The sequence below is a fragment of the Pseudomonas sp. GW821-FHT07F01 genome (assembly GCF_059418825.1).
Window position 1 is genome coordinate 852,108 of sequence record NZ_JBWKQO010000002.1, and the last position, 23,708, is coordinate 875,815.

A 23,708-nucleotide genomic window follows, 5' to 3' on the forward strand; every position below is an offset into this window, starting at 1 on the left:
ATGCCCGGCAGGCTGCAAAATCGCCTGCCTGCGGCGCTTCAGGCTCAGGCTGGTACTTGCCCTGCCACCATCGAGTGCGCGCTGAAACAGCATTCGACCAGCTTCCATTGCCCGGCAATACACCGGTAGCGGTCCTGGTAGATCCCCCCCAACTGGCGCGTGGCGCCACTCTCGGCATCCAGGTTGAAGTAGTACAGCGCCCAGCGCCCCCGGGCCTGATCCTCGCCGAACAATTCAATCTCCGGGTTGGCGCCATGGTGGATGTCGATCACTCGTGGCTGGCAAGCCAGTTCCTGATACAGCGCGAGAAAGCTGTCGCGATCGCGAAAGCTGCCCAGTGGGCCGTAGTCGATCAGTATCTCGCCCTCGGCAAAGCAGTCGCGGATCACCTCCACCTGCTTCAAGTCACAAGCATTCAAGTAGCGATGCTTCAACTGGCGGATCGCTTCTAGCGCCTCCAGGCGGGCAATACGTTGTTCAAGAGTCATGGCACAGGCCTCGCAATCATCGTGGATCGACGCCGGGTGGCGGTCATCGTGCGTGCTTGTTCACCAGCCGCACATGCCAGGAAGTGTATCGACCGGCCGGCGCCGGCTGATCGTCTGTTGGGACTAGCCCCTGGCGCTCGATCCCACTCACGAAGCGGTTGCCCCACGGGCACTAGTCCGTTTGGTGGATTCGGCAAAGTGGCTCAGGCCCGACCCTGTCCTTCGCAGGACCCACCTGCCGTCGACCATCAACAGAGGAATCTGCCCGCCATGGAAAAAGTCATCTATCTGCTCTGGCGTGACCCCAGCAGCACCGATGAAACATTCGCCCGGCACGTGCGCCACGAGGTCATAGGGCAACTGCAGGCCCTGGGCGCCCAGGGCCTGCAGTTGAACCTGGCGGATAGCGAAGTCGCTCCCGCTGCGGCCCTGCGCCAGGAGAACCGGCCACCGCTGCCGGATGCCTGCCTGTCGCTGTGGCTGGACAGCGCCAACGCCGCTCCCCGGGCGCCTTTCGACCGGGTATTGGCACAGGCCACGACCCGCCTGGCGGCCTATCTGGTGTGCGAGTCCGAAGCGATCCGCAACACCCGTTTCCCTCCCTCACCCGGTGAGCGGACTTACGGCTTCGCCCAGGTGGCCCTGCTGACACGCCCGCCGCGCCTGACCCCGCAGGCCTGGCTGGAGATATGGCGCAACCAGCACACAGAGGTTGCCATCGTCACCCAGGACAACTTCCAGTACGTGCAGAACCTGGTGGTGGCGGCCCTGACCCCGGACGCGCCGCCCATCGACGCCATTGTCGAGGAATGCTTCCCGCCCGCGGCGATGACCGACCCCCAGGCCTTCTTCGACGCAACGGGGGACGAAGCACGGTTCGAGAAAAACCTGGCGGCCATGATGCAAAGCTGTGCGCGCTTTATCGACTTCGACAAGATCGATGTACTGCCCACCAGCCAATATCGATTCTGACGCCTGGCCGGGCACTTTCGCGCAACGCCAAAGCCCGACGCCAGGCGTCGGGCTTTGGTATCGGGCTTCGCCACCCGAAGGCCGACGCTGTCGCTTCAGCCGAGCGCCTTGCGCAGCTCTGCCGTTGCTTGTGCCAGCACCTGGGCGGCGCGTTCGACAAAGGGCGACAGGCTGATGAAGCCATGGATCATCCCCTCGCAGCGCTGCAACCGAACCGGTACAGCGCTTGCCTGCAAGCGCCTGGCGAAGGCTTCGCCCTCATCGCGCAGCGGGTCGAACCCGGCGGTGATCAAGGTCGTGGGCGGCAGGTCGCCCAGATCTTGCGCGCGCAACGGCGAGGCCAGCGGTTCATCGACCAGGGAGGCTCCGGCACCGTACAGGCTCCAGAACCACCTCATCATCGCGGCCGTCAGCATGTAGCCTTCGGCAAAGTCGCGGTAGGAAGGGCTGTCGCACGCGGCGTCGAGTACCGGATAGAACAGGCATTGGTGGCGGATCTTCGGTCCCTGGCGCTGCGATGCCAGGCGGCTGACCGCCAAGGCCAGGTTGCCACCGGCACTGTCCCCGGCTAGCGCCAGGCGCGAGCCGTCGATACCCAGCTCGGCCGCGTGCTCCACCAGCCAGCACATGGCCGCGTAGCAATCGAGCGGCGCGGCCGGGAAAGCCGCCTCCGGTGCCAGCCGATAAGCCACCGACACCACCACGGCCCCGGTCTGGCTGGCCAGGGCCCGGCACAGGTAATCGTGAGTATCGAGGGTGCCCATGATGAAACCGCCACCATGAAAGAACACCAGCAGCGGCAGGCGCTCCTGATCCAGCGGACGATAGAGCCGGGCATCCAGTTCGCCGGCATCGCCAGCCACGCGCAACTCGCGCACTTCATGCATGGCCGCGCCAGGGGGCATGGCCATCAGGTTATCGGCGAACTGCCGGTACTGGGTCGCGTCCAGCTGGCTGAAGTCCGGCGGCGCCAAGCCCTCCAGAGATTGCAGTACAGCGGCGATCTGCGGATCAAGAGACATGGTCGGCCCCCTCGGTGTCAGGCATACGGAACTGCGGATTGGTTTCGTCGAGGATGCTGCGCACCCGGCGCTGCAGGGCCTCCTTGAAATCCTTGTGGGGCAAAACCCAGAAACGCTTGGCATCGATGGCATCGAACACCAGCGTGGCCAGTTCGGCGGGGCTCATGCCCTCGCGAATGCGTCCATCGAGCAACTGGCTCAAGCCATCGCCAGCGGCATCGCTGTGCTGGTTCGAACCCATGATGGCGCTGGCCACGGGGCCCGGGCAGATCACCGAAACCGCGATGGGCGCGCCCAGCAGCGCCAGTTCGTAATGCAGGGTTTCCGAAAGCGCCACCACCGCCTGCTTGGTGACGTTGTAAGGCGCCAGCAACGGGCTGCTGAGCAAGCCGGCCAGGGACGCGGTGTTGATCACATGGCCACCACGGCCCTGGCGCAGCAGCAGCGGCAGGAAACTGCGGATGCCGTGGATCACTCCGTTGAGGTTGATGTCGAGCATGCGCTGCCACTGGGCCTGGCTGATCTCCCAGCTGTAGCCGGTCTGCATCACCCCGGCATTGTTGAACAGCAGGTCGACGCCACCAAAGGACTCGACGGCGCAATCGCGCAAGGCCTCGACCTGGGCCAGTTGCCCAACATCGGTAACCCGGCTCACCACCTCGGTTGCGTTGGCCCGCAAGGCGTCACAGACCCGAGCCAGCCCGGGGGCATCCAGGTCCGCCAGCACCAGGCGCATGCCACGCCGTGCGGCCTCTTCGGCCAGGCCCCGGCCAATCCCGCTGGCGGCGCCGGTAATCACTGCTACCTGCCCTGTTTGACTGCTCATCGATAACTCCTGCGGTGGTCAAAGGCCTCAGTAGAGCCGGCTGGCCGGCACTGGCCATCGTCCATTCAGACGATGCCCCAAGGCACAGGGGCGGCAGAATCGATCAGGAGTGCAAGCACCGCCGGGCTTCGGCCTGAGGCCACGGCGGCCCCACCGTGACCCGGAGAAGAACAAGAGATGAACACCCTGCACCGAATCGAGACTCAACCCCTGCAATCACGCTACGCCAGAGGCTGGCATTGCCTGGGGCTGGCGGCCCAGTACCGCGACGGCAAGGCCCACCGCCTGGATGTGTTCGGCACCCGGCTGGTGGCGTTCGAGGGCGAAGACCGCCAGTTGCACATTCTTGACGGCTACTGCCCGCACATGGGCGCTGACCTGAGCACCGGCTGCATCGAAGGCAACGCGCTGCGCTGCCCCTTTCATGCCTGGCGCTGGGGCGCCGACGGCGTCTGCGACGACATTCCCTACGCCAAGCGGATTCCGCCACGGGCACGAATCAAGAGCTGGCCGCTGATGGAGGAAAACCAACTGTTGTTTGTCTGGAATGACCCCCAAGGCAACCCGCCCATCGAGCAGCAGCGCATACCGCGGATCGACGCCTGCTTCGACGAACAATGGGCCAACTGGGAAGTGGCGGAGCTGAAGATCGAGACCAACTGCCGTGAACTGATCGACAACGTCGCCGACATGGCGCACTTCGGCACAGTCCATGGTGCCCCGGTGCAGGCCTTCAGCAACCGCTTCGAAGGCCATCTGGCCACCCAGGAAATGCGCGCCCGCAGCGAACGCCTGTCCGGCGACAGCGAGCTGAGCACCACCGCCACCTACTTCGGGCCGGCCTACCAGATCACCGAAATGACCGGCGCGATGAACGGCCAGCCGATCCATTCGATCCTGCTCAACTGCCACGTACCCATCGACCTGGACAGTTTCACCCTGCGCTACGGAGTGCTGGTGAAGAAGATCCCCGGCCTCAGCGAAGAACAGAACCAAGCGATGGCCAAGGCCTATGTGCAACAGGCCCAGGAAGCCTTCTACGAGGACGTGGCGATCTGGCACAGCAAGACCCGGGTGGACAATCCGCTGCTGTGCGACGGTGACGGCCCGGTGTACCAGTTGCGCAAATGGTACGAGCAGTTCTACACCGATATCGAAGCCTTGCCGGCCGGCACCCAGGAGGCACGGGACTTCATCGTACGCGAGGGCCAGAACCTCTGACACAGGACCTTTTTCACCCCTGATCCGCCCCGGAGAGCTGCCGATCAGATGCTTTGCAAGAACCATTGCGCGCCAGCGATGCCGACCCTACTCTCGGCCACCGCTACTACCCAAACAATAATAAAAACGGTTTTCGCCATGCAGAAGAACCTCAGCCTTGAGACGTTCAGTGACCTGATCGGCAATCTCTACCAGGGGCCCATGGAAAACATTCCATGGGCCACCTTCCTCAACCAGCTCAACCTCCATCTGAACAGCAAATACGTGACCTTTATCCTGCGCCCACCCAGCGCCCAGGTGGATGGGCTGATGGTCAACACCACCGGCAGCTCCAGCGAGGTCACCACCTCCTACAACACTCACTTCTTCAGCCTCGATCCGTTCGTCGACCTGCCCAACCGCCAGGTGGTGACCCTGGCGGAGTTCGTCTCCAACGACGACTGGTTGCAATCGGAGTTCTACCGCAACTTTCTGGAGCCGGTGGGGGTGTTCCATATCCTGGGCGCCGACATCAACACCAGTGAAGGCGCCCAGTGTCGCCTGCGCATCAGCCGCGGACGCGACGACCAGCCATTCGACCAGCAGGAAAAGGAGCTGCTGGCGCAGTTCGTGCCGCACCTGGAACGCTCGATCAAGATGCACATGAAGCTCAACCGCATCGAAACCGAGCGCAATCTCTATGCTGGCGCCGTAGACCAGATGGCGGTCGGCACCATCATCCTCGACGAGACCGGCAAGGTGTTGCAGACCAACCAGGTGGCCGAGCGGCTGATCCAGGAAAAGGACGGCATCAAACTGGTCAACGACGGCCTGCAGGTCGGCACCGCCCGCGACACCCAGGAATTTCGCCGCCTGGTGAAACAGTCGCTGCTGTCGCATAAACGCAGCAACCCTTCGGTGGTCGAGGCGCTGCGGGTGCAACGGCCCTCGGGGCGCGCCGACCTGGGCATCATCGTACGCTCGGTACCGCTCTCGGCCTGGAGCGAAGGCAAGCGCTGCCCCACGGTAGTGATCTTCATCAGTGACCCGGAGCAGCAGTCCTGCGCGCCCCAGGAGATCGTCCGGGTGCTGTTCGACTTCACGCCGGCCGAAACCCAACTGGCCATGCTCCTGGCCAACGGCCTGACCCTGGACGAAGCCTCCCAGGAGCTGGGCATCAGCCGCAACACCTCCCGCGCCCACCTGCGCTCGACCTTCTCCAAGACCGGGGTCACCCGCCAGACCATGCTGGTGCGCCTGATCCTGCGCAGTGTGGCCACCTTGGGCTGAGCGCCCGAAGAAGGTTCGCCGGCTGACGCTGCACCACTCGGCTCGCGTCCCGCCGGCTAGTCCAATCGGACGAGGCCGGACCCAGGGCTACGACATAAGGTCGACCTACAAGAACAACACCGCCGTGGAGGCTCGCCATGCGCAAATCCACCCTTTGTCTGCTGCTGTTCATCATCATCGGCACCAGTGCCGGCGCCTATCAGGTCTTCAAGAAACCGGCCTACCGTGCCGCCAGCATGCTCAGCCAGTGCGCCGCCAATCCCTGCTATCCGCCCCAGGTACGCGGCCTGCTGCCCTGAACCCCCGGTGTGGGTGTCCAGGGTGCGCCCTGTGCATCAGGTGGGCAGTACGCCACGGGCCCGGGACAGAGTCAGCGCCAGGTCTTCGATCATGTCTTCCTGGCCACCGACGGTGCCGCGCCGGCCCAGCTCCACCAGCAGCTCGCGGGCCGAGATGCCGTACTTGCGCTCGGCACGCTTGGCGAACAGCAAAAACGAGCTGTAGACCCCGGCGTACCCCAGCGTCAGCGCATCACGGTCGAGCCGGATCGGCTGGTCGAGCATGGGCACCACCCGGTCTTCGGCGACATCCATGATCGCGTACAGATCCACCCCGCTGCTGACACCCATGCGCTCCAGCACCGCCACAAACACCTCCAACGGCGTATTGCCCGCCCCGGCACCGAGCCCCGCCACCGAACCATCGATGCGCGCCGCCCCGGCCTCGATCGCCGCCAGGGAGTTGGCGATCGCCAGGCCCAGGTTGTGGTGGCCGTGGAAACCGACCTCGGTCCCGGGGTTGAGCCCCTGGCGCAGCACGCCGATCTTCTCGCTGACTTCATCGGGCAGCATGTAGCCCGCCGAGTCGGTGCAGTAGATGCAGTTGGCGCCGTAGCTCTGCATCAGTTGCGCCTGCTGCAGGAGTTTCTCGGCGCTGAGCATGTGCGCCATCATCAGGAACCCCACCGTATCCAGGCCCATCTTCGCCGCCATGCCGATGTGCTGGCTGGAGACATCGGCCTCGGTGCAGTGGGTCGCCACCCGCACCGTGCTCACCCCGTGCTCGTGGGCCATGCGCAAGTGGTCGAGGGTGCCGATGCCCGGCAGCAGCAGTGCCGAGACCCTGGCCTGTCTGAGCTGCGGAATCACCGCGGCGAAATACTCCTCGTCGCTGTGAGCCGGCAGGCCATAGTTCAGCGACGCGCCGCCAAGGCCGTCGCCGTGGGTGATCTCGATCAGCGGCACCCCCGCCGCGTCGAGCCCGGTGGCCACCGAGATCATCTGTTCCAGGCTGATCTGGTGGCGCTTGGCGTGCATGCCGTCACGCAGGCTCATGTCGTGCAGAACAACGCTTCTACCTTGCAGATTCATGGCAATTCTCCGGTCAACGAACAGGCAGTTGCAGGGCGCCCCGGTGGGCTTCTTCGGCAAACATCTCGGCGGTGCGCAAGCCGGCGGCGGTCATGATGTCGAGGTTGCCGGCGGACTTGGGAAGGAAATCCCCCAGCCCCTCGACCTCGATGTAGATGCTCACTTGGTTGCCGTCGAACACCGGGCCGTTGATCAGTTTGTAGCCCGGCACATAGCGCTGCACTTCCTTGACCATGCGCAGCACCGAGGCGCGGATCGCCGCCTGGTCGGGCTCCTGGTCGGTCAGGCAGTGGATGGTGTCGCGCATCATCAGTGCAGGTTCGGCCGGGTTGATGACGATGATCGCCTTGCCGCGCCGGGCACCACCGATGCGCTGCACAGCCTCGGCGGTGGTGCGAGTGAATTCGTCGATGTTCTGCCGGGTGCCCGGGCCCACCGAGGCCGAAGACACGGTGGCGACAATCTCGCCGTAGCTGACCGGCTGCACCTGGGCCACCGCGGCCACCATGGGGATGGTCGCCTGGCCGCCACAGGTGACCATGTTGACGTTCAGCGCCAGGCTCTGGGCGTGTTGCCGCAGGTTCACCGGCGGCACGCAGAACGGGCCGATGGCCGCCGGGGTCAAGTCAATCATGATCACCCCCAGGGCATTGAGCTGGCGGCTGTTCTCGGCGTGGACATAGGCCGAGGTGGCGTCGAAGGCGATGCGAATATCGTCGTCCAGGACGTGGGGCAGCAAACCGGCCACCCCGTCCGAGGTGGTCTTGATGCCCAGCTCCCGGGCGCGTTCGAGGCCCGCGGACTGCGGGTCGACACCCACCATCCACACCGGTTCGATCCATTCTGAACGGCACATCTTGAGCAACAGGTCGGTACCGATATTGCCCGGGCCGATAATGGCCGCCTTGAGTTTCTTGCTCATTCACATACCCCCTTGGGTCAGGCGCAGAACGACACCCGGGCACTGCCCAGGCCATCGATGGTCAAGGAAAAGTGATCGCCGGCCCGGGCCGGCTCCAGGGGCACCAGGGACCCGGAGAGAATGATTTCCCCGGCCTTGAAGGCAATCCCGAAAGCGCCCAGGGTGTTGGCCAGCCAGGCCACCGCGGTCAGGGGGTTGCCCTGCACCGCCGAACCCAGCCCCTCGCTGATCTGGCAGCGGTTCTTGAACACCTGCATGCGCAGGTTGGGCAGGTCCAGGTGGTGTGGGTCGGCCCGCTCCTCCCCGAGCACGAAAACCCCGCAGGAAGCGTTGTCGGCCACGGTGTCCTGGATGCGGATGCGCCAGTCGTGAATCCGCGAATCGACGATTTCAAAGCACGGCGCCACCCATTCGGTGGCGGCCAGCACCTGGGCCTCGGTGACGCCGGGGCCCAGCAGGTCGTGCTTGAGCTTGAAGGCGATCTCGCCCTCGGCCCGGGGCTGGATCAGGCGGTTGCCCGACAGGGAAATGCTCGCGCCGTCGGCAAATGCCATGCCCTGGGTGATAAAGCCGAAATCCGGCTGGTGCACGCCGAGCATCTGTTGCACCGCCGCCGAGGTCACGCCGATCTTCTTGCCGACGATACGATCGCCGTCCGCCACCCGCCGCTGGATGCCGTACAACGAGATCTGGTAGGCGTCCTCGATGCTGATGGCCGGCCAGCGTTCAGTCAGCGGTGCTAAGGTCCGGCCCTGGCGCAGGGCCTGGTACAGCTCTTCGCCGTACTGCTGTTTCAGGGTCTGGCTCATGGCTGCGGCTCTGCAAGAAAGTCCAGGCACTGGCGGTTGAACAGCTGGCGGTATTCGACCATCACCCAGTGCCCGCATTCGCTGAGCAGCAGCATGCGGATCTGCCGGCAATGCTCCATCAACGTCTGCGCCCCGGAGGCCGGGCAGAACTGGTCGTTGACGCCCCAGAAACCGAGGATCGGACAACTCAGCTCGGCCAGGCGCGCCGTCAGGTTCGGCACCTGCATGGTGGACAGCACCTCCTGGGGTTGCTCCTGCACCACCGCGACCCGCTCGGCGACCGTTTCGTCGCTGATCAGGCTCGGGTCGAACAGTTGCAGGCTCAGCAGGCGACGCATGCCGGCGGCGTCCCGCAACTCCCCCTGGGCAAACGCTGCGGCCATCTGCTGGATACCGGCCATGCGCAGGTAGTACTGCTCCTTGTCCATCAACCCACCGGGGGCCATCAGCACCAGGCGGCTGACCCGCCGTGGCTGGTCCAGCGCCAGTTGCAGGGCAATCGCGCCACCCAGGGAGTTGCCGATCAGCACGCAGCGGCCAATGTCCAGGGCATCGAGCAGGCCACTCAGGGCCTCGACGAAAAAGTCCAGGGTGTACTGGGCCAGCGGTTTGTCCGAGGCGCCGTAGCCCGGCAGGTCGGGAACGATGCAGCGATAGCCGGCGGCGGCGAACGCCGGGTAGTTGCCCTTGAAGTTGCTATGGCCGCTGGCACCCGGGCCGCTACCGTGGATGAACACCACCGGATCGCCGCTGCCCATGTCCTGGTAATGCAGTTGCATACCGTTGGGCAGCGTCACTGTCCGCCCCTGTGCTGAAGCCTTCATCTCCGGTCCTCCGGCCTGTTGTAGTGGGCCGATTGTGGGCAGCCCACGAGCCTGCAACATCGTCCGACAGGACTAGCCCACCTAGTCCCTTTGGACGTTGGAGGGCCAGGGCACGCGCTCTAGGATCAACGCCTCGACAACAGCCCAGAACGAGGCAGGCATGCACGATCCGATGGATTTCAAGGGCCGCGTGGTGCTGGTCACCGGCGGTGGCAAGGGCGTTGGGCGCGGCATCAGCCAGCGCTTTCTGGACTGTGGCGCCACGGTGCTGATCTGCGGGCGCCAGGCTCCGGAGCAGGTGCCCGCCTGCGCCGCACGCAAGGCCCTGTTCTTCACCTGCGACCTGCGACAGGCAGAGCAGTCCCAGGCGCTGATCGACCAGGTGCTGGAGCGCTGTGGCCGGCTCGATGTGCTGGTCAACAATGCCGGGGGCGCGCCTCATGCCGAAGCCGCCAGCGCCTCGCCGCGCTTCAGCGAGGCGATCATCCGCCTCAACCTGCTGGCACCATTGAACCTCTGCCAGCAGGCCAATCGGGTGATGCAGGCCCAGGCCGAAGGCGGCTGCATCATCAATATCGCCAGTGTCAGCGCCAGTCGCCCCTCCCCCGGCACCGCCGCCTACGGCGCAGCCAAGGCGGGGCTGTTGAGCCTGACTCGTTCACTGGCGGTGGAGTGGGCCCCCAAGGTGCGCCTCAACAGCCTCAGTGCCGGGTTGATTCTCACCGAGCAGGCAGCCTTGCACTATGGCGACGCCGCCGGCCTGGCACGGGTCGCCGCCGGCATTCCCCTGCAACGCCTGGCCCGCCCCGAAGACATCGGGGATGCCTGCCTGTACCTGGCCTCGCCCCTGGCCCGCTATGTCAGCGGCAGCGATCTGCTGGTGCATGGCGGCGGCGAGCGGCCGGCCTTTCTCGATGCGGCCCAGGCCCGGGCCTGAACCCTGTATGCCAAACGCTGCCGCCGCTGGCGGCAGATCGCTCAACGTTTCCAGGAGGCATCAATGTCCGCAATTGCCAGCCACAGTGTCCTGCTCAACCTCGACAGCGCCGCTGCCTGGGCCATCCTGCGCGATCTGCGCCTGGCCCCGCATTATGTTCCAGGGCTGACCGGCTGCCGCCTGCACCCGGGGCCGGAACAGCAGGTGGGCGCCAGCCGCCGGGTATTTCGCAAAGGCGGGCAATGGCTGGATGAAAGCGTGGTGCAGTGGCAGGAGGGCCAGGGCTTTGTCCTGCGCCTGCACCGGGAACAGGCCGGTGCGCCCTTTCCCTTTCGCCAGGCATGCTTCCACTATCAGTTGCTGGGCGACGGGCCCGCGACCCGGGTCATCACCAGCCTGCATTACCAGATGCACGGCGGCCGCCTGGTGGAACGCTTGCTGGGCAAAGCCATGAACCAGGTAGTGAGGCAGATCGCCGAGAATCTCAAGGCGTTCTACGAGACCGGGCGCACCCAGAATCCGGACTTCAAGTAGCAGGTTGCGGCGAGGCAGGCACACGGCGCCCCGCCGCCCTGGCCTTCAGCCCTGCGGCTGGATGTTGACGGGGCCCCAGTACGCCTTCATCGAGCGGATCAGGCCCTGCTCGTCGAACTCCATGACATCGATCACCTGCAACGAGCAGGGCTCGCCCTGCCAGAGCATATCGACGCGAAAAGCCATTGCCCCGCAGCCATTGAGGGTGGCCCGCACCGGTCCGGTGAGAGTCGCCGCGACCTTGATCTGGCCCAGCCCCTGGCGATAGAAGTCGCCAATGGCAGCCAGGCCGCGCAACGCTGGCTGGCCCACCGGGTCTTCCACCACGGCGTCCTCGGCGTAGAGCGCGACAATCGCCTCGATGTCGCCGGCATCCACCTTTTGCACGTAGCCGGCCATGATCGCCTGGATTCGTTCGCTACTGATCATTACTGCCTCCTAGACCACTTCGAACAGGGCGGCGGCCCCCATGCCACCACCAATGCACATGCTGACCACCACATAACGCACGCCACGGCGCTGGCCCTCGATCAGGGCGTGACCCACCATGCGCGCCCCGGACATGCCGAACGGGTGCCCCAGGGCAATGGCGCCGCCGTTGACGTTCAGGCGCTCCATGGGAATGCCCAGGGTGTCGCGGCAATGCAGTACCTGGCAGGCAAAGGCCTCGTTCAACTCCCACAGGCCGATGTGATCCACCGTCAGGCCGTGACGCTTGAGCAACTTGGGAATCGCGTAGATCGGGCCAATGCCCATTTCATCGGCGTGGCAGCCGGCCACCGCCAGGCCACGGTAGATACCCAGGGGCTCCAGCCCGCGGCGCTCGGCCATCCGCGCACTCATCAGCACCGAGGCCGAAGCGCCGTCGGACAACTGCGAAGCGTTACCGGCGGTGATGAAGCTTCCGGGCCCGGACCACTCGCCACCGCCCCACACCGGCTCCAGGGCGCTGAGGCTGGCCAGGCTGGTGTCGCTGCGATTGCACTCGTCACGCTGCAGGGTCAGGGTTTCGTAACGGGTTTCGCCGCTGGCCTTGTCGAAGATCGCCTTGCGGCTGCTCATCGGCGCCAGCTCCCGATCGAAACGCCCGGCCTCCTGGGCACGGGCAGTGCGCAGTTGGCTCTCCAGGCTGTAGGCATCCTGGGCCTGGCGCGAGATACCGTAGCGTTGGGCGACGATCTCGGCGGTTTCAATCATCGGGATATAGGCTCGCGGGTCTTGCTCGATCACCGCCACGCTCTGATTGCGGTAGGTGTTCTTGTGGCTGTTCTGCACCAGGGAAATCGACTCCAGGCCACCGGCCACGGCAATCTCGATTTCATCGCAGATGATGCCCTTGGCCGCTGTGGCGATGCTCATCAGCCCCGAGCCGCACTGGCGATCCAGAGCCATCCCGGCCACTGTCGCGGGCAGGCCGGCGGCCATGGCGCACAGGCGTCCCAGGTTGTAGCCCTGAGTGCCTTGCTGGGCAGCAGCGCCCATCAATACATCATCCACTTCACCGGGCTCGACCCCGGCGCGGCGCAGCGCTTCGCGCACCACATGGCCACCCATGCGCGGTGCCTCGGTGTCGTTGAAGGCACCGCGAAAGGCCTTGCCGATCGGTGTGCGAGCGGTGGAAACGATGACGGCTTGGTTCATGCTCTGATCCTCGAATAGACAACTGGCCGGTTCAGGCCGGGTAGTAACGACTGATGGTGTCGACCACGCAGCCAGGACGTTCCTGGCCCTGGATCTCGACGCTGACCCGCAGGGTCGCCTGGACCCCGCCCTTGACCTGCTCCACGGCCACCAGCCGGGCACTGCCGCGCACCCGCGAGCCGACGCTGATCACCGCGGGGAAGCGCACCCGATCGCAACCGTAGTTGACCCCCATCGCCAGCCCGCGGACTTCGACGATTTGCGGCAGGAACAGGTTGACCAGGGCCAGGCTCAGGTAGCCATGTGCAATGCAGGCACCAAAAGGCCCGCTGGCGGCCCGCACCGGATCGACGTGAATCCATTGGTGATCGCCGGTGGCATCGGCGAACAGGTCAATGCGCCCCTGCTCCAGCAGCAGCCAGTCACTGACGCCCAACTCCTCGCCGACGGCATCGGCCAGGGCAGCGGGCGAGGCAAAGATCCGCGGCATGTTCAGGCCCTCTGGCTGGAGACCGAGAGCACTTCCCCGGTCATGTAGGAGCTGTAGTCGCTGGCCAGGAACATCATCACGTTGGCCACTTCCCAGACCTCGGCGGCGCGGCCGAAAGCTTCACCGGCGGCCAGGTGCTCAAGCACCGCCGCCGGTGCGCTGCGGCGCAGGAAGTCGTGCATGGCAATGCTCGGGCTGACGGCGTTGATACGAATCCCGTGTTCAGCCGCTTCCAGCGCCGCGCAGCGGGTCAGGGCCATGACCCCGGCCTTGGCCGCGGCGTAGTGGGACTGTTCTTTCTGGGCCCGCCACCCCAGCACCGATGCGTTGTTTACGATGACCCCGGCACCACGGCGGATCATCCCCGGGAGGATCGCCCGGGTCATGCGCATGGTCCCGGTGAGGGTCACATCCAGCACCCGCTGCCACTCCGCGTCGGGCATGTCCAGCAAGCGTCGCGAGCCGCCAAGGCCGGCGTTGTTGATCAGCACGTCGACCCCGCCCAGTTCGCGCTCGCCGCAGGCCACCAGATGCCGGACCTGGGCTTCGTCGGCAACGTCGCACAACTCGCCGTGCACCGCCTCAAGCCCGGTGGCCTGGCGAATGCCCGCCACTGCCTCGGCCAGCCGCCCCGGATGAATGTCACTGAGCATCAACGCCCGACAGCCCTCCTCCGCCGCCCGCAACGCCGCGGCATAGCCGATGCCGGCACCGGCGGCCGCGGTGATCAGCACCGACTTGCCCCGCAGCAGGCCGTGGCCCTTTACATATTCAGGAACCGCCATGAACACACTCCTCGATCAAGAACCCGCGCGCGGTTCCCGGGGCATGCCCAGGGCGCGCTCGGCGATGATGTTGCGCTGGATTTCATTGCTGCCGCCGTAAAGCATGTCGGCACGGGAGAACAGGAACAGCGCTTGCTCGGGACTTAGTGCATAAGGCGCTCCCGGTAGCAGTTCGGCGTCGGCGCCGAGCACGTCCATCGCCAGTTTTCCGAGGCGCGCATGCCAGGTGGACCAGAACAGTTTGTAGATGCTGGCCTCGCGGCTCAGGCTGCCGTCCTGAGGGCCGCTGAGCATGCGCAGCGAGTTGTAGCGCATGGTCCGCAGGCCGCACCAGGCCTCGGCCAGGCGCTGGCGCAGCAACGGATCGCGGGCCGCGCCATTGCCGCGGGCAATATCGATGATCCGCTGCAATTCGTTGTGGAACTGCATCTGCTGCCCCAGGGTGGAAACCCCGCGCTCGAAGCCCAGCAGAGCCATGGCGATCTTCCAGCCCTCGCCCGGACGGCCGACGATGTTCTGGGCTGCGGTGCGGGCGTCATCGAAAAACACCTCGTTGAACTCCGAGGTGCCGGTCATCTGTTCGATGGGGCGCACCAGCACGCCGGGCTGGGCCATGGGCACCAGCAGGAACGACAACCCTTGATGGCCGACGCTGCCGGCTTCGGTGCGGGCCAGGACAAAGCACCAATCCGCTTCGTGAGCCAGGGAGGTCCAGACCTTTTGCCCCTTGATCAACCAGTCGCCGCTCGCCGGGTCCTGGCTAGCCCGAGTCTTGACGTTGGCCAGATCGGAACCGGCATCGGGCTCTGAATAGCCCTGGCACCAGAACGTTGTGCCATTGCGGATACCCGGCAACAGGCGGCGCTGCTGTTCTTCGTTACCGAAGGCGGCGATGGTCGGCCCCGCCAGGCCCTCGCCGATATGGCCCATGCGTCCGGGCCCTCCGGCGCGGGCATATTCTTCATGGAAGATCACCTGCCGGCTGATGGACAGGCCGCGCCCGCCATGCTCCGCGGCCCAGCCGACACAGGTCCAGCGCCCCTCGGCAAGGCGCCGCTCCCAGGCTTTGCGTGCCTCGGGAAAACTGTGTTCGTCCCCCGGACCGCCGCGAAAACGCAAGGCGGCAAACTCACCGCACAGGTTGGCCGCCAGCCACTGCGCCACCTCCTGGCGAAACGCCTCGTCCTCTTGGCTGAAACCGATCTTCATGGCTGTTCCCCCAAAATCCGTGTGGCGATCTGTTCGCGGTGCAGCGCCGGTGAGCCAAGAAAGGCCTCGCTGGCCCGGGCACGCTTGAAGTACAGGTGCGGATCGTATTCCCAGGTGAAACCGACGCCGCCGTGCAACTGGATCGATTCGGCAGCGCACTGGTAATAACTTTCCGAGCACTGGGCCTTGGCCAGGGCCGCGGCCAATGGCAACTCCTCGGCCACCTTGGCGTCGCCTGCCGGGGCCAGCACCTCTTGCCCCACGCAAGCGGCGTAGTAGCCGGCCGAACGGGCACACTCCAGTTGCAGCATCAGGTCGGCGGCGCGGTGTTTGAGGGCCTGGAAGCTGGCGATCGGACGGCCAAACTGGCGACGCTCCTGCATGTAAGCCAAAGTCAGGTCGAGGACCTGCTGGGCACCACCGACCTGCTCTGCCGCCTGGGCAATGCAGGCCAGTTGCAAGACCCGTTCGAGTACCGGCCAGGCCGTGCCGTAGTCCCCCAGCAGGTGCTCTGCGGGCAGGTACAGCTGACGCAGCTCGATGCGCCCCAGGCGCCGGGTCTGGTCCAGGGTCGGCAGGCTCCGGCGCTGGATCGCCAGGTGCCCGGCCTCCACCGCGAACAGGCTGATCCCGTCGGTGCCCACGCTGTGCGGGTGGCGCGCGGCAATGATCAACAGCTGCGCGCTGTGGCCATCGGGCACATGTTCGAGCACCCCATCGAGGAGGTAGCCATCGCCTTCGGCCAGCGCACTGACCTGTACCTGCCCAGCGCCCCAGCCATTGCCGCTGCTGCTGGCCAGTGTCGCGGTGAGCGAACCTTCGGCGATCCGCGGCAGCCAGCGTTGCTTCTGCGCCGCCGAGGCTCCCAGAAGCAGGGCCGGAGTGGCCAGGCAGGCGGTGGCGAAGAATGGCGAGCACAACAGCCGGCGCCCCATCTGCTCCAGGAGGATCGCCAGCTCGACGAACCCCAGCCCCAGGCCGCCGTACTCTTCGGGAATATGAATTGCCGGCCAGCACAGGTCCCGGCACAGGCGTTGCCACAGCGCCGGGTCATATCCCAGCTCGCTGGCCATGGCCGCACGCACGGCGCCGGTGGTGGAAACGTCGGCGAGAAACTCCTCGGCCGACGCACGAATCATTTCCTGCTCGTCGCTGAATGCAAAGTCCATCGCTCACGCCTTGCTTGCTGAAGGTGGCGGGTGGCAACACCCGCGCCGCAAGCCACTATGGCGAGTCGCGCCCGAGGAATAATCGTCAGCCTTGCCTAGTCCGAATGGACGATGCGCGAACAGGCTATCCAGGCATGCCGGCTCATGGCTTCGGTCCAGGCCAGGGCGGGAGATCGCCAGGCAAGGCCCTGCGGGCCTTTGCGCAGCTTCGCAGGCTCAGCAGCGGCTACAGGGCCAGGGCCGATCGGCGATTTTTGTAGCCACTGTTGCAGGCTGCGAACGGCTACGCGCAGACGCGGCGATGTCAGGGATATTGTGGCCGGCGCCTCAGGTGCGGCTGCGCAGCCATTGCAGGAAACCCTTCCTGGGCACTGGCTTGGGCGCAGCCTGGGACAGGGTCTGGGCCATGTGCCGGCGAAAATCCAGGAGGTTCTTCATGGCCTCGTTGATGTCGTGGCGCGCATCCAGGCAGGGCTTGAGGAACTCGTTGTCGATGCGGTAGAGGCTGCAGAAGGTCTTGGCCGCAAACTGCGCCACTGTGGCTTGATCGGCCACCACGCCGGCTTCGCCGATGACCTCCCCCGGTCCCATGCGCCCGGCCTCGAAGGGCTTGCCGTCGCGCTGCATGGTCACCGAAACCACCCCGGATTCGATGATGAACAGGTGATCGCTGACCTCGCCCTGGGCCAGGATGGTCTCGCCGGCACGGTAGGTCTGCAGGTGCATGTTCTGGCTGAAGGTGTCCTTCTCATCCTGGCGCAGGGTGGAAAAGATGCTCGAGGCGTCCAGCAGTGCCCGGGGCCGCGACAGGGTCGCCGCCTGGGCCGGCTCGGCGGCGGACAGCAGGCCGATGCCGCTGGCCTGCAAATGGCGGAAGGCCAGGTCGAACAGCTGGTTGCGCACCTCGCGCTTGTGCCCCATGTCGGCGACAAAACCGCTGATCTCGTATTCCGCGCCACTGCTGCTGGTGCTCTTCATCGCCACGCTGGCCGCCGGGGTACTCAACAGCAGGCGGCAGCCCAGGGTGGCCCGTTCCAGGGCCTCGATGACTTTCTGCGGGCGCGCGTGGGGGCTGACCTGCACGCTCACCGACAGGCCATGAACATCCACCGGCCGGCTGAAGTTGGTGATCTTGGCCTTGGACGCCAGGGAGTTGGGGATCACCACCATGCTGCCCTGGGAGGTCTGCAGCCGGGTGGCGCGCCAGTCGATGTCCAGCACCCGCCCCTCGGTGCCGTCGATGGCGATCCAGTCATCGATCTGGTAGGGCTTGGTGGTGTTGAGGACGATCCCGGAAAACAGGTCGCTGAGGGTGCTTTGCAGCGCCAGGCCGACGATGATCGCCAAGGCCCCGGAGGTGGCCAGCACGCCCTTGACCGGCAGTTCCAGCACATAGGCCAGGGCGGCGATGATGGCGATGAGGAAGATCACCGCGCCCATCAAGTCCTGCAGCAGGCGCCCGGTATGCCCCACCCGCTGCATCATCAGGGTGCCCAGCAACACCGTCAGGGTCCGCGCGCCAAACAGCCACCAGCCAATTTCCAGGCCGGTGGCGGCCAGGTGCAGGGGCACGTCGTCGGGCCAGGGCGCGGCCTGCATCGGGTTCATGCCCTGGTTGAACAGCATCAGGCTGTAGAGGGAAAAGATCAGCACCCGTACCGCCAGCTTCCAGTAGTCGCCACGGCTGCCGATCAGGCGCCAGAGCAGCATATCCAGGAACAGCAGGAACAGCGCGGCCAACAACGGATGATCGCTGAACAGGGAAGACATCGAGGCACTCCGGCATGACGAAGACGGCACGATCGCACGAAAGACGCAGGAGCAGGTATAGCTGGAAAAGCCCGGGGCGTGCGCCCCCGGGCCGGGATCGGGCGACGGGCGCAGGGCCCGCCGCGACTCAGGGATTACTGGCCCTGGGTCAGGGTGTTGTAGCTGGTCATCAGGTTGCGGTAGTCGGGGATGTGGTTGGAGAACAGGGTGCCCAGGCCCTCGATGTCGTTGCGCCAGTCGCGGTGCAGCTCGCAGGCCAGGCCGAACCAGGTCATCAACTGGGCGCCGGCATTGGACATGCGGTTCCAGGCCGAATCGCGAGTCAGGGCATTGAAGGTGCCGGAAGCGTCGGTAACCACGAAGACTTCAAAGCCTTCTTCCAGGGCCGAGAGCGCCGGGAACGCCACGCACACTTCGGTAACCACGCCGGCGATGATCAGTTGCTTCTTGCCGGTGGCCTTGATCGCCTTGACGAAGTCCTCGTTGTCCCAGGCATTGATCTGGCCCGGGCGGGCGATGTACGGCGCATCGGGGAACAGCGCCTTGAGCTCCGGCACCAGGGGGCCGTTGGGGCCGGTTTCGAAACTGGTGGTGAGGATGGTCGGCAACTTGAAGTACTTGGCCAGGTCGGCCAGGGCCAGCACGTTGTTCTTGAAACGATCGGGCTCGATATCGCGGACCAGCGACAGCAGGCCGGCCTGGTGGTCTACCAGCAGAACGGCGGCGTTATCCTTGTCCAGACGCTTGTATGCAGTGGTCATGTGAAGTCCTCGCTAATGATCGATGCCGGAAGACCCGGCTTGGATGAAACCCGTGGCACGCTCCGCCGGGGTAACGGCGGGCGCCGGGGAGTTGCGCACGACTGGCAAAGCCTGGTGGCCGATGCCCGCCGCGCCAGTGCAACCGGTCAGTGACCGGTTGCGTCCATCTGGCCGAAGCGTCCCGATTGGAAATCGACGAAAGCCTGATGAATCTCTTCTTCGCTGTTCATCACGAACGGGCCGTGGCCGACGATGGGTTCGTCGATGGGCTCGCCGCTGAGCAACAGCACGATCGCGTCGTTGTTGGCCTCCAGGCTGATGTCCTGACCGTCACGCTCCAGCAGCGCCAGCTGACCTTCGCGCACCAGCTCCTGGCCATTGACCTGCACCGTGCCGCGCAATACCACCAGGGCGCTGTTACGCCCCGAATGCAGGGGCAGGTCCAGGTGCTTGCCGGCTTGCAGGCGGATGTCCCAGACGTCGATCGGGGTGAAGGTCCGTGCAGGGCCCTGGTGGCCATCGAACTCGCCGGCGATCAGGCGCAGGCTGCCGGCATTGCCCGGCAGCGGGACCTGCGGGATGTCCGCCGCAACGATGGTCTGGTAACCGGGCGCCGCGAGCTTGTCCTTCGCCGGCAGGTTGACCCACAACTGGACCATTTCCAGGTTGCCGCCACGCCGGGCGAAGTCCGTGGAATGGAACTCCTCATGGAGGATCCCCGAGGCCGCGGTCATCCACTGCACATCGCCAGGGCCGATCTTGCCGCCGCTGCCGGTGGAATCCCGGTGTTCCACCTCGCCGTCATAGACGATGGTTACGGTTTCGAAACCGCGATGGGGGTGCTGGCCGACGCCGCGTCGGGCGCTGGTGGGGCTGAACTGCGCGGGGCCGGCGTGATCCAGCAGCAGGAACGGGCTGATGTGCTGTCCCAGGTTGTCGTAGGAAAACAGGGTACGGACCGGGAAGCCGTCACCGACCCAATGGGGCCGTGGACTGGTGTAGATGCCGATGATGTTTTTCATGTCGTCCTCCAGATCTATCTGATGGACACACCTTAAAACTCAGACCTTTGCCGCGCTAGACTGCAAAAATCACCCTTAGCGTTCTATCTGGAGAACGATCTTGGAAGATCTGAACACCCTCTACTACTTCACCCAGGTGGTGGAGCACCGTGGCTTTGCCGCCGCGGGACGGGCCCTGGACATGCCCAAGTCCAAGCTCAGCCGGCGGATTTCCCAGTTGGAGGAACGCCTTGGAGTGCGCCTGATCCATCGCACCAGCCGCCACTGTTCGCTGACCGAGATCGGCCAGGAGTACTACCAGCGCTGCCTGGCCATGCGGGTGGAAGCCGAGGGCGCGGCGGAAGTCATAGAACGCAACCGCTCCGAACCCCAGGGGCTGGTACGCGTGGCCTGCCCCACTGCCCTGCTCAATTCCTGGGTGGGGCCGATGCTTACCCGCTTCATGCTCAAGTACCCCCTGGTGGAACTGTTCATCGAGAGCACCAACCGCCGGGTCGACCTGATCCACGAGGGCTTCGACATCGCCCTGCGGGTGCGCTTCCCGCCCCTGGAAAACACCGACCTGGTGATGAAGGTGCTGGGCAACAGCACCCAGTGCCTGGTGGGCCACCCGGATTTTCTCCAGCGCCTGTCGGGCCCGGCAACACCGGCCGACCTCAGCGGTTTGCCGAGCGTGCACTGGGGGGCGGCACAACGTGAATATCAATGGCAATTGCTGGGCCCGGACGGCGCCGAGGCGCTGATCCGCCACCGACCGCGGATGGTCACCGACGACCTGCTGGCGCTGCGCCATGCAGTGCTGGCGGGCATCGGCATCGCCCACCTGCCCAAGGTGGTGGTGCGTGAAGACCTGGAGGCCGGGCGACTGCTGGAACTGGTGCCCGACTGGGCGCCAAGGTGCGGCATCGTGCATGCGATCTTCCCCTCGCGCCGAGGGCTGCTGCCTTCGGTACGCAGCCTGATCGACTTTCTCGGGGAGGAATTCAGCCACAGCGACATGGCCTGAGGCTCAGAAGCAAGCGCCTGGAGCGGCCAGGCGGTGGCGGTTGGGCAGCCTCCCTGTGGGGTTCGTGCCTGGGTTGCACGATTCGCCGGCAAGCGGGTTCCTACAGGGGCAGGTGGATTCGTGAACGCGGGGCAATATTCCTTTGTGCCGGCGGCGGTTTTTCGCAGCGACGCAGGTACGGATACTGCCGGCCAATCCCACTGCAATGCCCGGAGTGACCCATGTCTGTACCCGCCTTTGGCCTCGGCACCTTCCGCCTTCAGGGCCAGGTGCTCATCGATTCCCTGAGCAGCGCCCTGGAACTGGGCTATCGCGCCATCGATACCGCGCAGATCTACGACAACGAAGCCGATGTCGGCGCCGCGGTGGCCGCCAGCGGCATTCCCCGCGACCAGCTGTTCATCACCAGCAAGATCTGGATCGCCAACCTGTCCCGGGAGCGCCTGATCCCCAGCCTCAAGGAAAGCCTGCACAAGCTGCGCACCGATTACCTGGACCTGACCCTGATCCACTGGCCCTCGCCAGACAACCAGGTGCCGGTGGCGGAGTTCATGCAGGCCCTGCTGGAAGCCAAGACCCAGGGCCTGACCCGGCAGATCGGCGTGTCCAACTTCAGCAATGCCTTGCTGCAGCAAGCCATTGATGCCGTCGGGGCCGAGCAGATCGCCAGCCACCAGGTGGAATTGCACCCCTACCTGCAGAACCGCAAGGTGGTGGAATTCGCCCGCAGCCAGGGCATTCACATCACCTCCTACATGACCCTGGCCTATGGCGAAGTGCTCAAGGACCCACTGATCCTGCAGATCGCCCAGGCACGCCAGGCCACCCCGGCCCAGGTGGTGCTGGCCTGGGCCATGCAGTCGGGCTATGCGGTGATCCCCTCCTCCACCCGCCGGGCCAACCTGCAAGGCAACCTCGCAGCCTGCGCCTTGACCCTGAGCCGCGCGGAGCTTGAGAGCATCGCCGGCCTGGAGCGCGGCCAACGCCTGACCAGCCCGGCAGGCATTGCCCCGCAATGGGACTGAAGCGCGAACGGCGCTGACAAAAACGCCAAACGGCATCCCTGGGGATGCCGTTTGGCGTGGGGTGCGCAAACCTCGGTCAGTTCGGGCTGCCCCAATGGCCATGCAATTGCGCCAGCCGCTGCCGGGAAGGCCCGGCGGCATCGGGCAATGGCGGGTCCACCCACAGCATCAGGCGCTTGATCGCCGCGCTGTCCGGCCATTCGGCCGGGCTGACATGCACCTTGCACCGCCGGCTGCCGGAAGTGGCGGCAAGATGCTGGCTGCCGTAGATCAGGGCTTGCTCGATATGCGGGTGGTCCAGGCAGAAAGCCAGCAGGTCGAAATCGCTGCGGACAGCCAGGTTGGCGTTGATGATCAGCAGGTCGAACGACTCGCAGGAATACTCCACCAGCGTCAGCAGTTCCTCCAGCCTGTGCACCGGGGCCACTCGGTAATAGTTCAGTTGATTCAGGGCTCTTTCGATCTGCATGCGACGAAAGTGCTGATCATCGGCAATCAATATGCGCAATGCTCTGTTGGACATTTTTCTGATCCTGCTGACAAGACTTCGGCACTGCGAATACCGGCCCTACTCCCGGGCCGCTGGAAGGCTAAGCCAGTGCGTGGAGGTTGGCTCTAGGAACAACCTGAAAGTCGCTGCCGAGGGCGCCCCGGCGGACGGCGCTCTACCCCGGCCGCCTGGCGCTCGCGGCGCGTCCTCCAGCCCCGCTGTGCAACCGTGCCCTACCATAACCACCGGCCACGGTTTTTAGCAGGGGCCAGCCCGCGGAAAAGTCTTGTTGTCCGGTAAGCCCCTTCCGAGAGAAGCCGAGCCGTATCTCATGCCTCCCCTGGCGGAGGCGAAAAATGCTCATTCGGTGGTGCTCGGGCTCCAGAACGCCTGCTGCACCCAGGGCGATGTGGACAGCCGGGCCACCAGCGCATCCAGTTCGTCACCGTCCACCGAGGTGGTCGCCAGGGTCGCCTCGATCTCCACATCCTCCGTACCGAAGGCGTGCACATCAACGTCGCTGGCGGGGTAGTTGCAGCGCGCCAGCTCCGCTTCCAGCAGGGCGAACACTGCCTTCTGCTTCGAACGGTGGGCGATCACGTAGACGATATTGGTGACCTCGGCGGACACCACGTCCAGGGGCTGGCGGTTGATGTTGTTGACGATGGGCCGCAGCAGGGTATTGGCGGCCAGCACGAACAGGGTGCCCAGCAGTGCCTCGAGGATCAGGTCGGCACCGGCGCAGGCCCCCACCGCAGCCGAGGCCCAGAGGGTGGCGGCGGTATTCAGCCCACGGACATTACCCTCCTCGCGCATGATCACCCCGGCGCCGAGAAAGCCGATGCCGGAGACCACGTAGGCCACCACCCGCACCGCCCCTTCGGCGCCCCCCAGGCGGTTGGCCATGTCGACGAAGATCGCGGCCCCCACCGCCACCAGCACATTGGTGCGCAAACCCGCGGTGCGCTGGCGGTACTGGCGTTCGAAGCCGATCAGGCCCCCGAGGATAAAGGCGGCGCTGAGGCTGACCAGGGTATCGATCAGCGAGTCCAGGTTGATGTTGTGCAGGGCTTGCATGGCGACTGTCCTTGAGCGAAGGGCATGAATGGCACCAGAGGACTCTAGCAGCGGTCCATGAACGTCTCA

Annotated in this window: 26 protein-coding genes; 8 read left to right on the forward strand and 18 right to left on the reverse strand. The window is 65.4% G+C overall.

Annotated elements, in window-relative coordinates:
• Positions 1–44 precede the first annotated feature (44 nt).
• Positions 45–488 carry a nuclear transport factor 2 family protein gene (locus AC07R1_RS10030; RefSeq protein WP_495110484.1) on the reverse strand — a complete coding sequence of 148 codons (444 nt, stop codon included), beginning with the start codon at positions 486–488 and terminating at the stop codon, positions 45–47.
• Between the two features lie 270 nt (positions 489–758).
• Here AC07R1_RS10030 and AC07R1_RS10035 point away from each other — a divergent pair, with 270 nt between their 5' ends.
• On the forward strand, positions 759–1,460 hold the full coding sequence (locus AC07R1_RS10035) for an EthD domain-containing protein (protein ID WP_123724920.1): 702 nt from the start codon (positions 759–761) through the stop codon (positions 1,458–1,460).
• A 95-nt stretch (positions 1,461–1,555) separates the two neighbouring features.
• Here AC07R1_RS10035 and lipP1 read toward each other — a convergent pair whose 3' ends face one another.
• Positions 1,556–2,482 (reverse strand): LipP1 family hormone-sensitive lipase, encoded by a 927-nt coding sequence (lipP1, locus tag AC07R1_RS10040; protein ID WP_495110485.1) that lies wholly within the window; start codon positions 2,480–2,482, stop codon positions 1,556–1,558.
• Complete coding sequence (locus AC07R1_RS10045; protein WP_072452543.1) at positions 2,472–3,308, reverse strand: SDR family NAD(P)-dependent oxidoreductase; 837 nt, start codon at positions 3,306–3,308, stop codon at positions 2,472–2,474. The genes lipP1 and AC07R1_RS10045 overlap by 11 nt, the downstream gene beginning before the upstream one ends.
• 177 nt (positions 3,309–3,485) lie before the next feature.
• On the opposite strand from AC07R1_RS10045, the gene AC07R1_RS10050 reads away from it, so the two are divergent.
• The 3 genes from AC07R1_RS10050 to AC07R1_RS10060 all read left to right on the forward strand — a co-directional run bounded on the left by AC07R1_RS10050 (position 3,486) and on the right by AC07R1_RS10060 (position 6,097).
• Positions 3,486–4,529, forward strand: a complete 1,044-nt coding sequence (locus tag AC07R1_RS10050) for a 3-ketosteroid-9-alpha-monooxygenase, oxygenase component (RefSeq protein ID WP_072452541.1) — start codon at positions 3,486–3,488, stop codon at positions 4,527–4,529.
• A 138-nt stretch (positions 4,530–4,667) separates the two neighbouring features.
• Positions 4,668–5,798 carry a helix-turn-helix transcriptional regulator gene (locus AC07R1_RS10055; RefSeq protein ID WP_072452539.1) on the forward strand — a complete coding sequence of 377 codons (1,131 nt, stop codon included), beginning with the start codon at positions 4,668–4,670 and terminating at the stop codon, positions 5,796–5,798.
• 137 nt (positions 5,799–5,935) lie between these two features.
• A complete protein-coding gene (locus AC07R1_RS10060; RefSeq protein ID WP_176876786.1) occupies positions 5,936–6,097 on the forward strand; it encodes a hypothetical protein in 162 nt (53 codons plus the stop codon).
• 36 nt (positions 6,098–6,133) lie between these two features.
• Here the strand turns inward: AC07R1_RS10060 and dmpG are convergent, their stop codons facing one another.
• From dmpG to AC07R1_RS10080, 4 genes are read right to left on the reverse strand one after another with little or no spacing between them, the layout of a single operon-like run.
• Positions 6,134–7,168 carry a 4-hydroxy-2-oxovalerate aldolase gene (gene dmpG, locus AC07R1_RS10065; protein WP_072452537.1) on the reverse strand — a complete coding sequence of 345 codons (1,035 nt, stop codon included), beginning with the start codon at positions 7,166–7,168 and terminating at the stop codon, positions 6,134–6,136.
• Positions 7,169–7,181: 13 nt separating this feature from the next.
• On the reverse strand, positions 7,182–8,090 hold the full coding sequence (locus tag AC07R1_RS10070) for an acetaldehyde dehydrogenase (acetylating) (protein ID WP_475264154.1): 909 nt from the start codon (positions 8,088–8,090) through the stop codon (positions 7,182–7,184).
• Between the two features lie 17 nt (positions 8,091–8,107).
• Entirely contained in the window at positions 8,108–8,899 is a 792-nt protein-coding gene (locus tag AC07R1_RS10075) for a fumarylacetoacetate hydrolase family protein (protein WP_495110486.1), read from the reverse strand.
• Positions 8,896–9,723, reverse strand: coding sequence for an alpha/beta fold hydrolase (locus AC07R1_RS10080; protein WP_370059415.1), 828 nt, complete (start codon positions 9,721–9,723; stop codon positions 8,896–8,898). The genes AC07R1_RS10075 and AC07R1_RS10080 overlap by 4 nt, the downstream gene beginning before the upstream one ends.
• Positions 9,724–9,883: 160 nt before the next feature.
• Here AC07R1_RS10080 and AC07R1_RS10085 point away from each other — a divergent pair, with 160 nt between their 5' ends.
• Together AC07R1_RS10085 and AC07R1_RS10090 are read left to right on the forward strand one after the other, a co-directional pair.
• Positions 9,884–10,660 carry an SDR family oxidoreductase gene (locus AC07R1_RS10085; protein ID WP_342402314.1) on the forward strand — a complete coding sequence of 259 codons (777 nt, stop codon included), beginning with the start codon at positions 9,884–9,886 and terminating at the stop codon, positions 10,658–10,660.
• Positions 10,661–10,723: 63 nt separating this feature from the next.
• Positions 10,724–11,194, forward strand: a complete 471-nt coding sequence (locus tag AC07R1_RS10090; protein ID WP_262212545.1) for an SRPBCC family protein — start codon at positions 10,724–10,726, stop codon at positions 11,192–11,194.
• 45 nt (positions 11,195–11,239) lie between these two features.
• Here AC07R1_RS10090 and AC07R1_RS10095 read toward each other — a convergent pair whose 3' ends face one another.
• The 9 genes from AC07R1_RS10095 to AC07R1_RS10135 all read right to left on the reverse strand — a co-directional run bounded on the left by AC07R1_RS10095 (position 11,240) and on the right by AC07R1_RS10135 (position 20,041).
• On the reverse strand, positions 11,240–11,623 hold the full coding sequence (locus AC07R1_RS10095) for a steroid Delta-isomerase (RefSeq protein WP_072452523.1): 384 nt from the start codon (positions 11,621–11,623) through the stop codon (positions 11,240–11,242).
• Between the two features lie 9 nt (positions 11,624–11,632).
• A complete protein-coding gene (locus tag AC07R1_RS10100; protein ID WP_342402311.1) occupies positions 11,633–12,835 on the reverse strand; it encodes an acetyl-CoA C-acyltransferase in 1,203 nt (400 codons plus the stop codon).
• 31 nt (positions 12,836–12,866) lie between these two features.
• On the reverse strand, positions 12,867–13,325 hold the full coding sequence (locus AC07R1_RS10105; protein ID WP_370059417.1) for a MaoC family dehydratase: 459 nt from the start codon (positions 13,323–13,325) through the stop codon (positions 12,867–12,869).
• A gap of 2 nt (positions 13,326–13,327) precedes the next feature.
• Entirely contained in the window at positions 13,328–14,110 is a 783-nt protein-coding gene (locus AC07R1_RS10110; RefSeq protein ID WP_072452517.1) for an SDR family oxidoreductase, read from the reverse strand.
• 15 nt (positions 14,111–14,125) lie between these two features.
• Positions 14,126–15,319, reverse strand: coding sequence for an acyl-CoA dehydrogenase family protein (locus tag AC07R1_RS10115; RefSeq protein WP_262212547.1), 1,194 nt, complete (start codon positions 15,317–15,319; stop codon positions 14,126–14,128).
• Complete coding sequence (locus tag AC07R1_RS10120; protein ID WP_495110487.1) at positions 15,316–16,488, reverse strand: acyl-CoA dehydrogenase family protein; 1,173 nt, start codon at positions 16,486–16,488, stop codon at positions 15,316–15,318. Before AC07R1_RS10120 ends, AC07R1_RS10115 begins: the two co-directional genes overlap by 4 nt.
• A gap of 327 nt (positions 16,489–16,815) precedes the next feature.
• On the reverse strand, positions 16,816–18,258 hold the full coding sequence (locus AC07R1_RS10125) for a mechanosensitive ion channel family protein (protein ID WP_019094668.1): 1,443 nt from the start codon (positions 18,256–18,258) through the stop codon (positions 16,816–16,818).
• Positions 18,259–18,392: 134 nt separating this feature from the next.
• Complete coding sequence (ycaC, locus tag AC07R1_RS10130; RefSeq protein WP_011062354.1) at positions 18,393–19,019, reverse strand: isochorismate family cysteine hydrolase YcaC; 627 nt, start codon at positions 19,017–19,019, stop codon at positions 18,393–18,395.
• A gap of 146 nt (positions 19,020–19,165) precedes the next feature.
• Positions 19,166–20,041 carry a pirin family protein gene (locus AC07R1_RS10135; RefSeq protein WP_103290772.1) on the reverse strand — a complete coding sequence of 292 codons (876 nt, stop codon included), beginning with the start codon at positions 20,039–20,041 and terminating at the stop codon, positions 19,166–19,168.
• Positions 20,042–20,138: 97 nt separating this feature from the next.
• On the opposite strand from AC07R1_RS10135, the gene AC07R1_RS10140 reads away from it, so the two are divergent.
• Together AC07R1_RS10140 and dkgB are read left to right on the forward strand one after the other, a co-directional pair.
• Positions 20,139–21,047, forward strand: coding sequence for a LysR substrate-binding domain-containing protein (locus tag AC07R1_RS10140; RefSeq protein WP_026020155.1), 909 nt, complete (start codon positions 20,139–20,141; stop codon positions 21,045–21,047).
• Positions 21,048–21,268: 221 nt separating this feature from the next.
• Positions 21,269–22,072, forward strand: coding sequence for a 2,5-didehydrogluconate reductase DkgB (dkgB, locus tag AC07R1_RS10145; protein ID WP_065363181.1), 804 nt, complete (start codon positions 21,269–21,271; stop codon positions 22,070–22,072).
• 76 nt (positions 22,073–22,148) lie between these two features.
• Here dkgB and AC07R1_RS10150 read toward each other — a convergent pair whose 3' ends face one another.
• Together AC07R1_RS10150 and AC07R1_RS10155 are read right to left on the reverse strand one after the other, a co-directional pair.
• Complete coding sequence (locus AC07R1_RS10150) at positions 22,149–22,595, reverse strand: ANTAR domain-containing protein (RefSeq protein WP_065363180.1); 447 nt, start codon at positions 22,593–22,595, stop codon at positions 22,149–22,151.
• A 327-nt stretch (positions 22,596–22,922) separates the two neighbouring features.
• Complete coding sequence (locus tag AC07R1_RS10155) at positions 22,923–23,639, reverse strand: MgtC/SapB family protein (RefSeq protein WP_015636409.1); 717 nt, start codon at positions 23,637–23,639, stop codon at positions 22,923–22,925.
• Positions 23,640–23,708 lie beyond the last annotated feature (69 nt).

Bases quoted from the DNA above. Each gene is read 5' to 3' on its own strand.
- AC07R1_RS10030 (WP_495110484.1), bottom strand. From the start codon at position 488: ATGACTCTTGAACAACGTATTGCCCGCCTGGAGGCGCTAGAAGCGATC.
- AC07R1_RS10035 (WP_123724920.1), top strand. From the start codon at position 759: ATGGAAAAAGTCATCTATCTGCTCTGGCGTGACCCCAGCAGCACCGAT.
- lipP1 (WP_495110485.1), bottom strand. From the start codon at position 2,482: ATGTCTCTTGATCCGCAGATCGCCGCTGTACTGCAATCTCTGGAGGGC.
- AC07R1_RS10045 (WP_072452543.1), bottom strand. From the start codon at position 3,308: ATGAGCAGTCAAACAGGGCAGGTAGCAGTGATTACCGGCGCCGCCAGC.
- AC07R1_RS10050 (WP_072452541.1), top strand. From the start codon at position 3,486: ATGAACACCCTGCACCGAATCGAGACTCAACCCCTGCAATCACGCTAC.
- AC07R1_RS10055 (WP_072452539.1), top strand. From the start codon at position 4,668: ATGCAGAAGAACCTCAGCCTTGAGACGTTCAGTGACCTGATCGGCAAT.
- AC07R1_RS10060 (WP_176876786.1), top strand. From the start codon at position 5,936: ATGCGCAAATCCACCCTTTGTCTGCTGCTGTTCATCATCATCGGCACC.
- dmpG (WP_072452537.1), bottom strand. From the start codon at position 7,168: ATGAATCTGCAAGGTAGAAGCGTTGTTCTGCACGACATGAGCCTGCGT.
- AC07R1_RS10070 (WP_475264154.1), bottom strand. From the start codon at position 8,090: ATGAGCAAGAAACTCAAGGCGGCCATTATCGGCCCGGGCAATATCGGT.
- AC07R1_RS10075 (WP_495110486.1), bottom strand. From the start codon at position 8,899: ATGAGCCAGACCCTGAAACAGCAGTACGGCGAAGAGCTGTACCAGGCC.
- AC07R1_RS10080 (WP_370059415.1), bottom strand. From the start codon at position 9,723: ATGAAGGCTTCAGCACAGGGGCGGACAGTGACGCTGCCCAACGGTATG.
- AC07R1_RS10085 (WP_342402314.1), top strand. From the start codon at position 9,884: ATGCACGATCCGATGGATTTCAAGGGCCGCGTGGTGCTGGTCACCGGC.
- AC07R1_RS10090 (WP_262212545.1), top strand. From the start codon at position 10,724: ATGTCCGCAATTGCCAGCCACAGTGTCCTGCTCAACCTCGACAGCGCC.
- AC07R1_RS10095 (WP_072452523.1), bottom strand. From the start codon at position 11,623: ATGATCAGTAGCGAACGAATCCAGGCGATCATGGCCGGCTACGTGCAA.
- AC07R1_RS10100 (WP_342402311.1), bottom strand. From the start codon at position 12,835: ATGAACCAAGCCGTCATCGTTTCCACCGCTCGCACACCGATCGGCAAG.
- AC07R1_RS10105 (WP_370059417.1), bottom strand. From the start codon at position 13,325: ATGCCGCGGATCTTTGCCTCGCCCGCTGCCCTGGCCGATGCCGTCGGC.
- AC07R1_RS10110 (WP_072452517.1), bottom strand. From the start codon at position 14,110: ATGGCGGTTCCTGAATATGTAAAGGGCCACGGCCTGCTGCGGGGCAAG.
- AC07R1_RS10115 (WP_262212547.1), bottom strand. From the start codon at position 15,319: ATGAAGATCGGTTTCAGCCAAGAGGACGAGGCGTTTCGCCAGGAGGTG.
- AC07R1_RS10120 (WP_495110487.1), bottom strand. From the start codon at position 16,488: ATGGACTTTGCATTCAGCGACGAGCAGGAAATGATTCGTGCGTCGGCC.
- AC07R1_RS10125 (WP_019094668.1), bottom strand. From the start codon at position 18,258: ATGTCTTCCCTGTTCAGCGATCATCCGTTGTTGGCCGCGCTGTTCCTG.
- ycaC (WP_011062354.1), bottom strand. From the start codon at position 19,019: ATGACCACTGCATACAAGCGTCTGGACAAGGATAACGCCGCCGTTCTG.
- AC07R1_RS10135 (WP_103290772.1), bottom strand. From the start codon at position 20,041: ATGAAAAACATCATCGGCATCTACACCAGTCCACGGCCCCATTGGGTC.
- dkgB (WP_065363181.1), top strand. From the start codon at position 21,269: ATGTCTGTACCCGCCTTTGGCCTCGGCACCTTCCGCCTTCAGGGCCAG.
- AC07R1_RS10150 (WP_065363180.1), bottom strand. From the start codon at position 22,595: ATGTCCAACAGAGCATTGCGCATATTGATTGCCGATGATCAGCACTTT.
- AC07R1_RS10155 (WP_015636409.1), bottom strand. From the start codon at position 23,639: ATGCAAGCCCTGCACAACATCAACCTGGACTCGCTGATCGATACCCTG.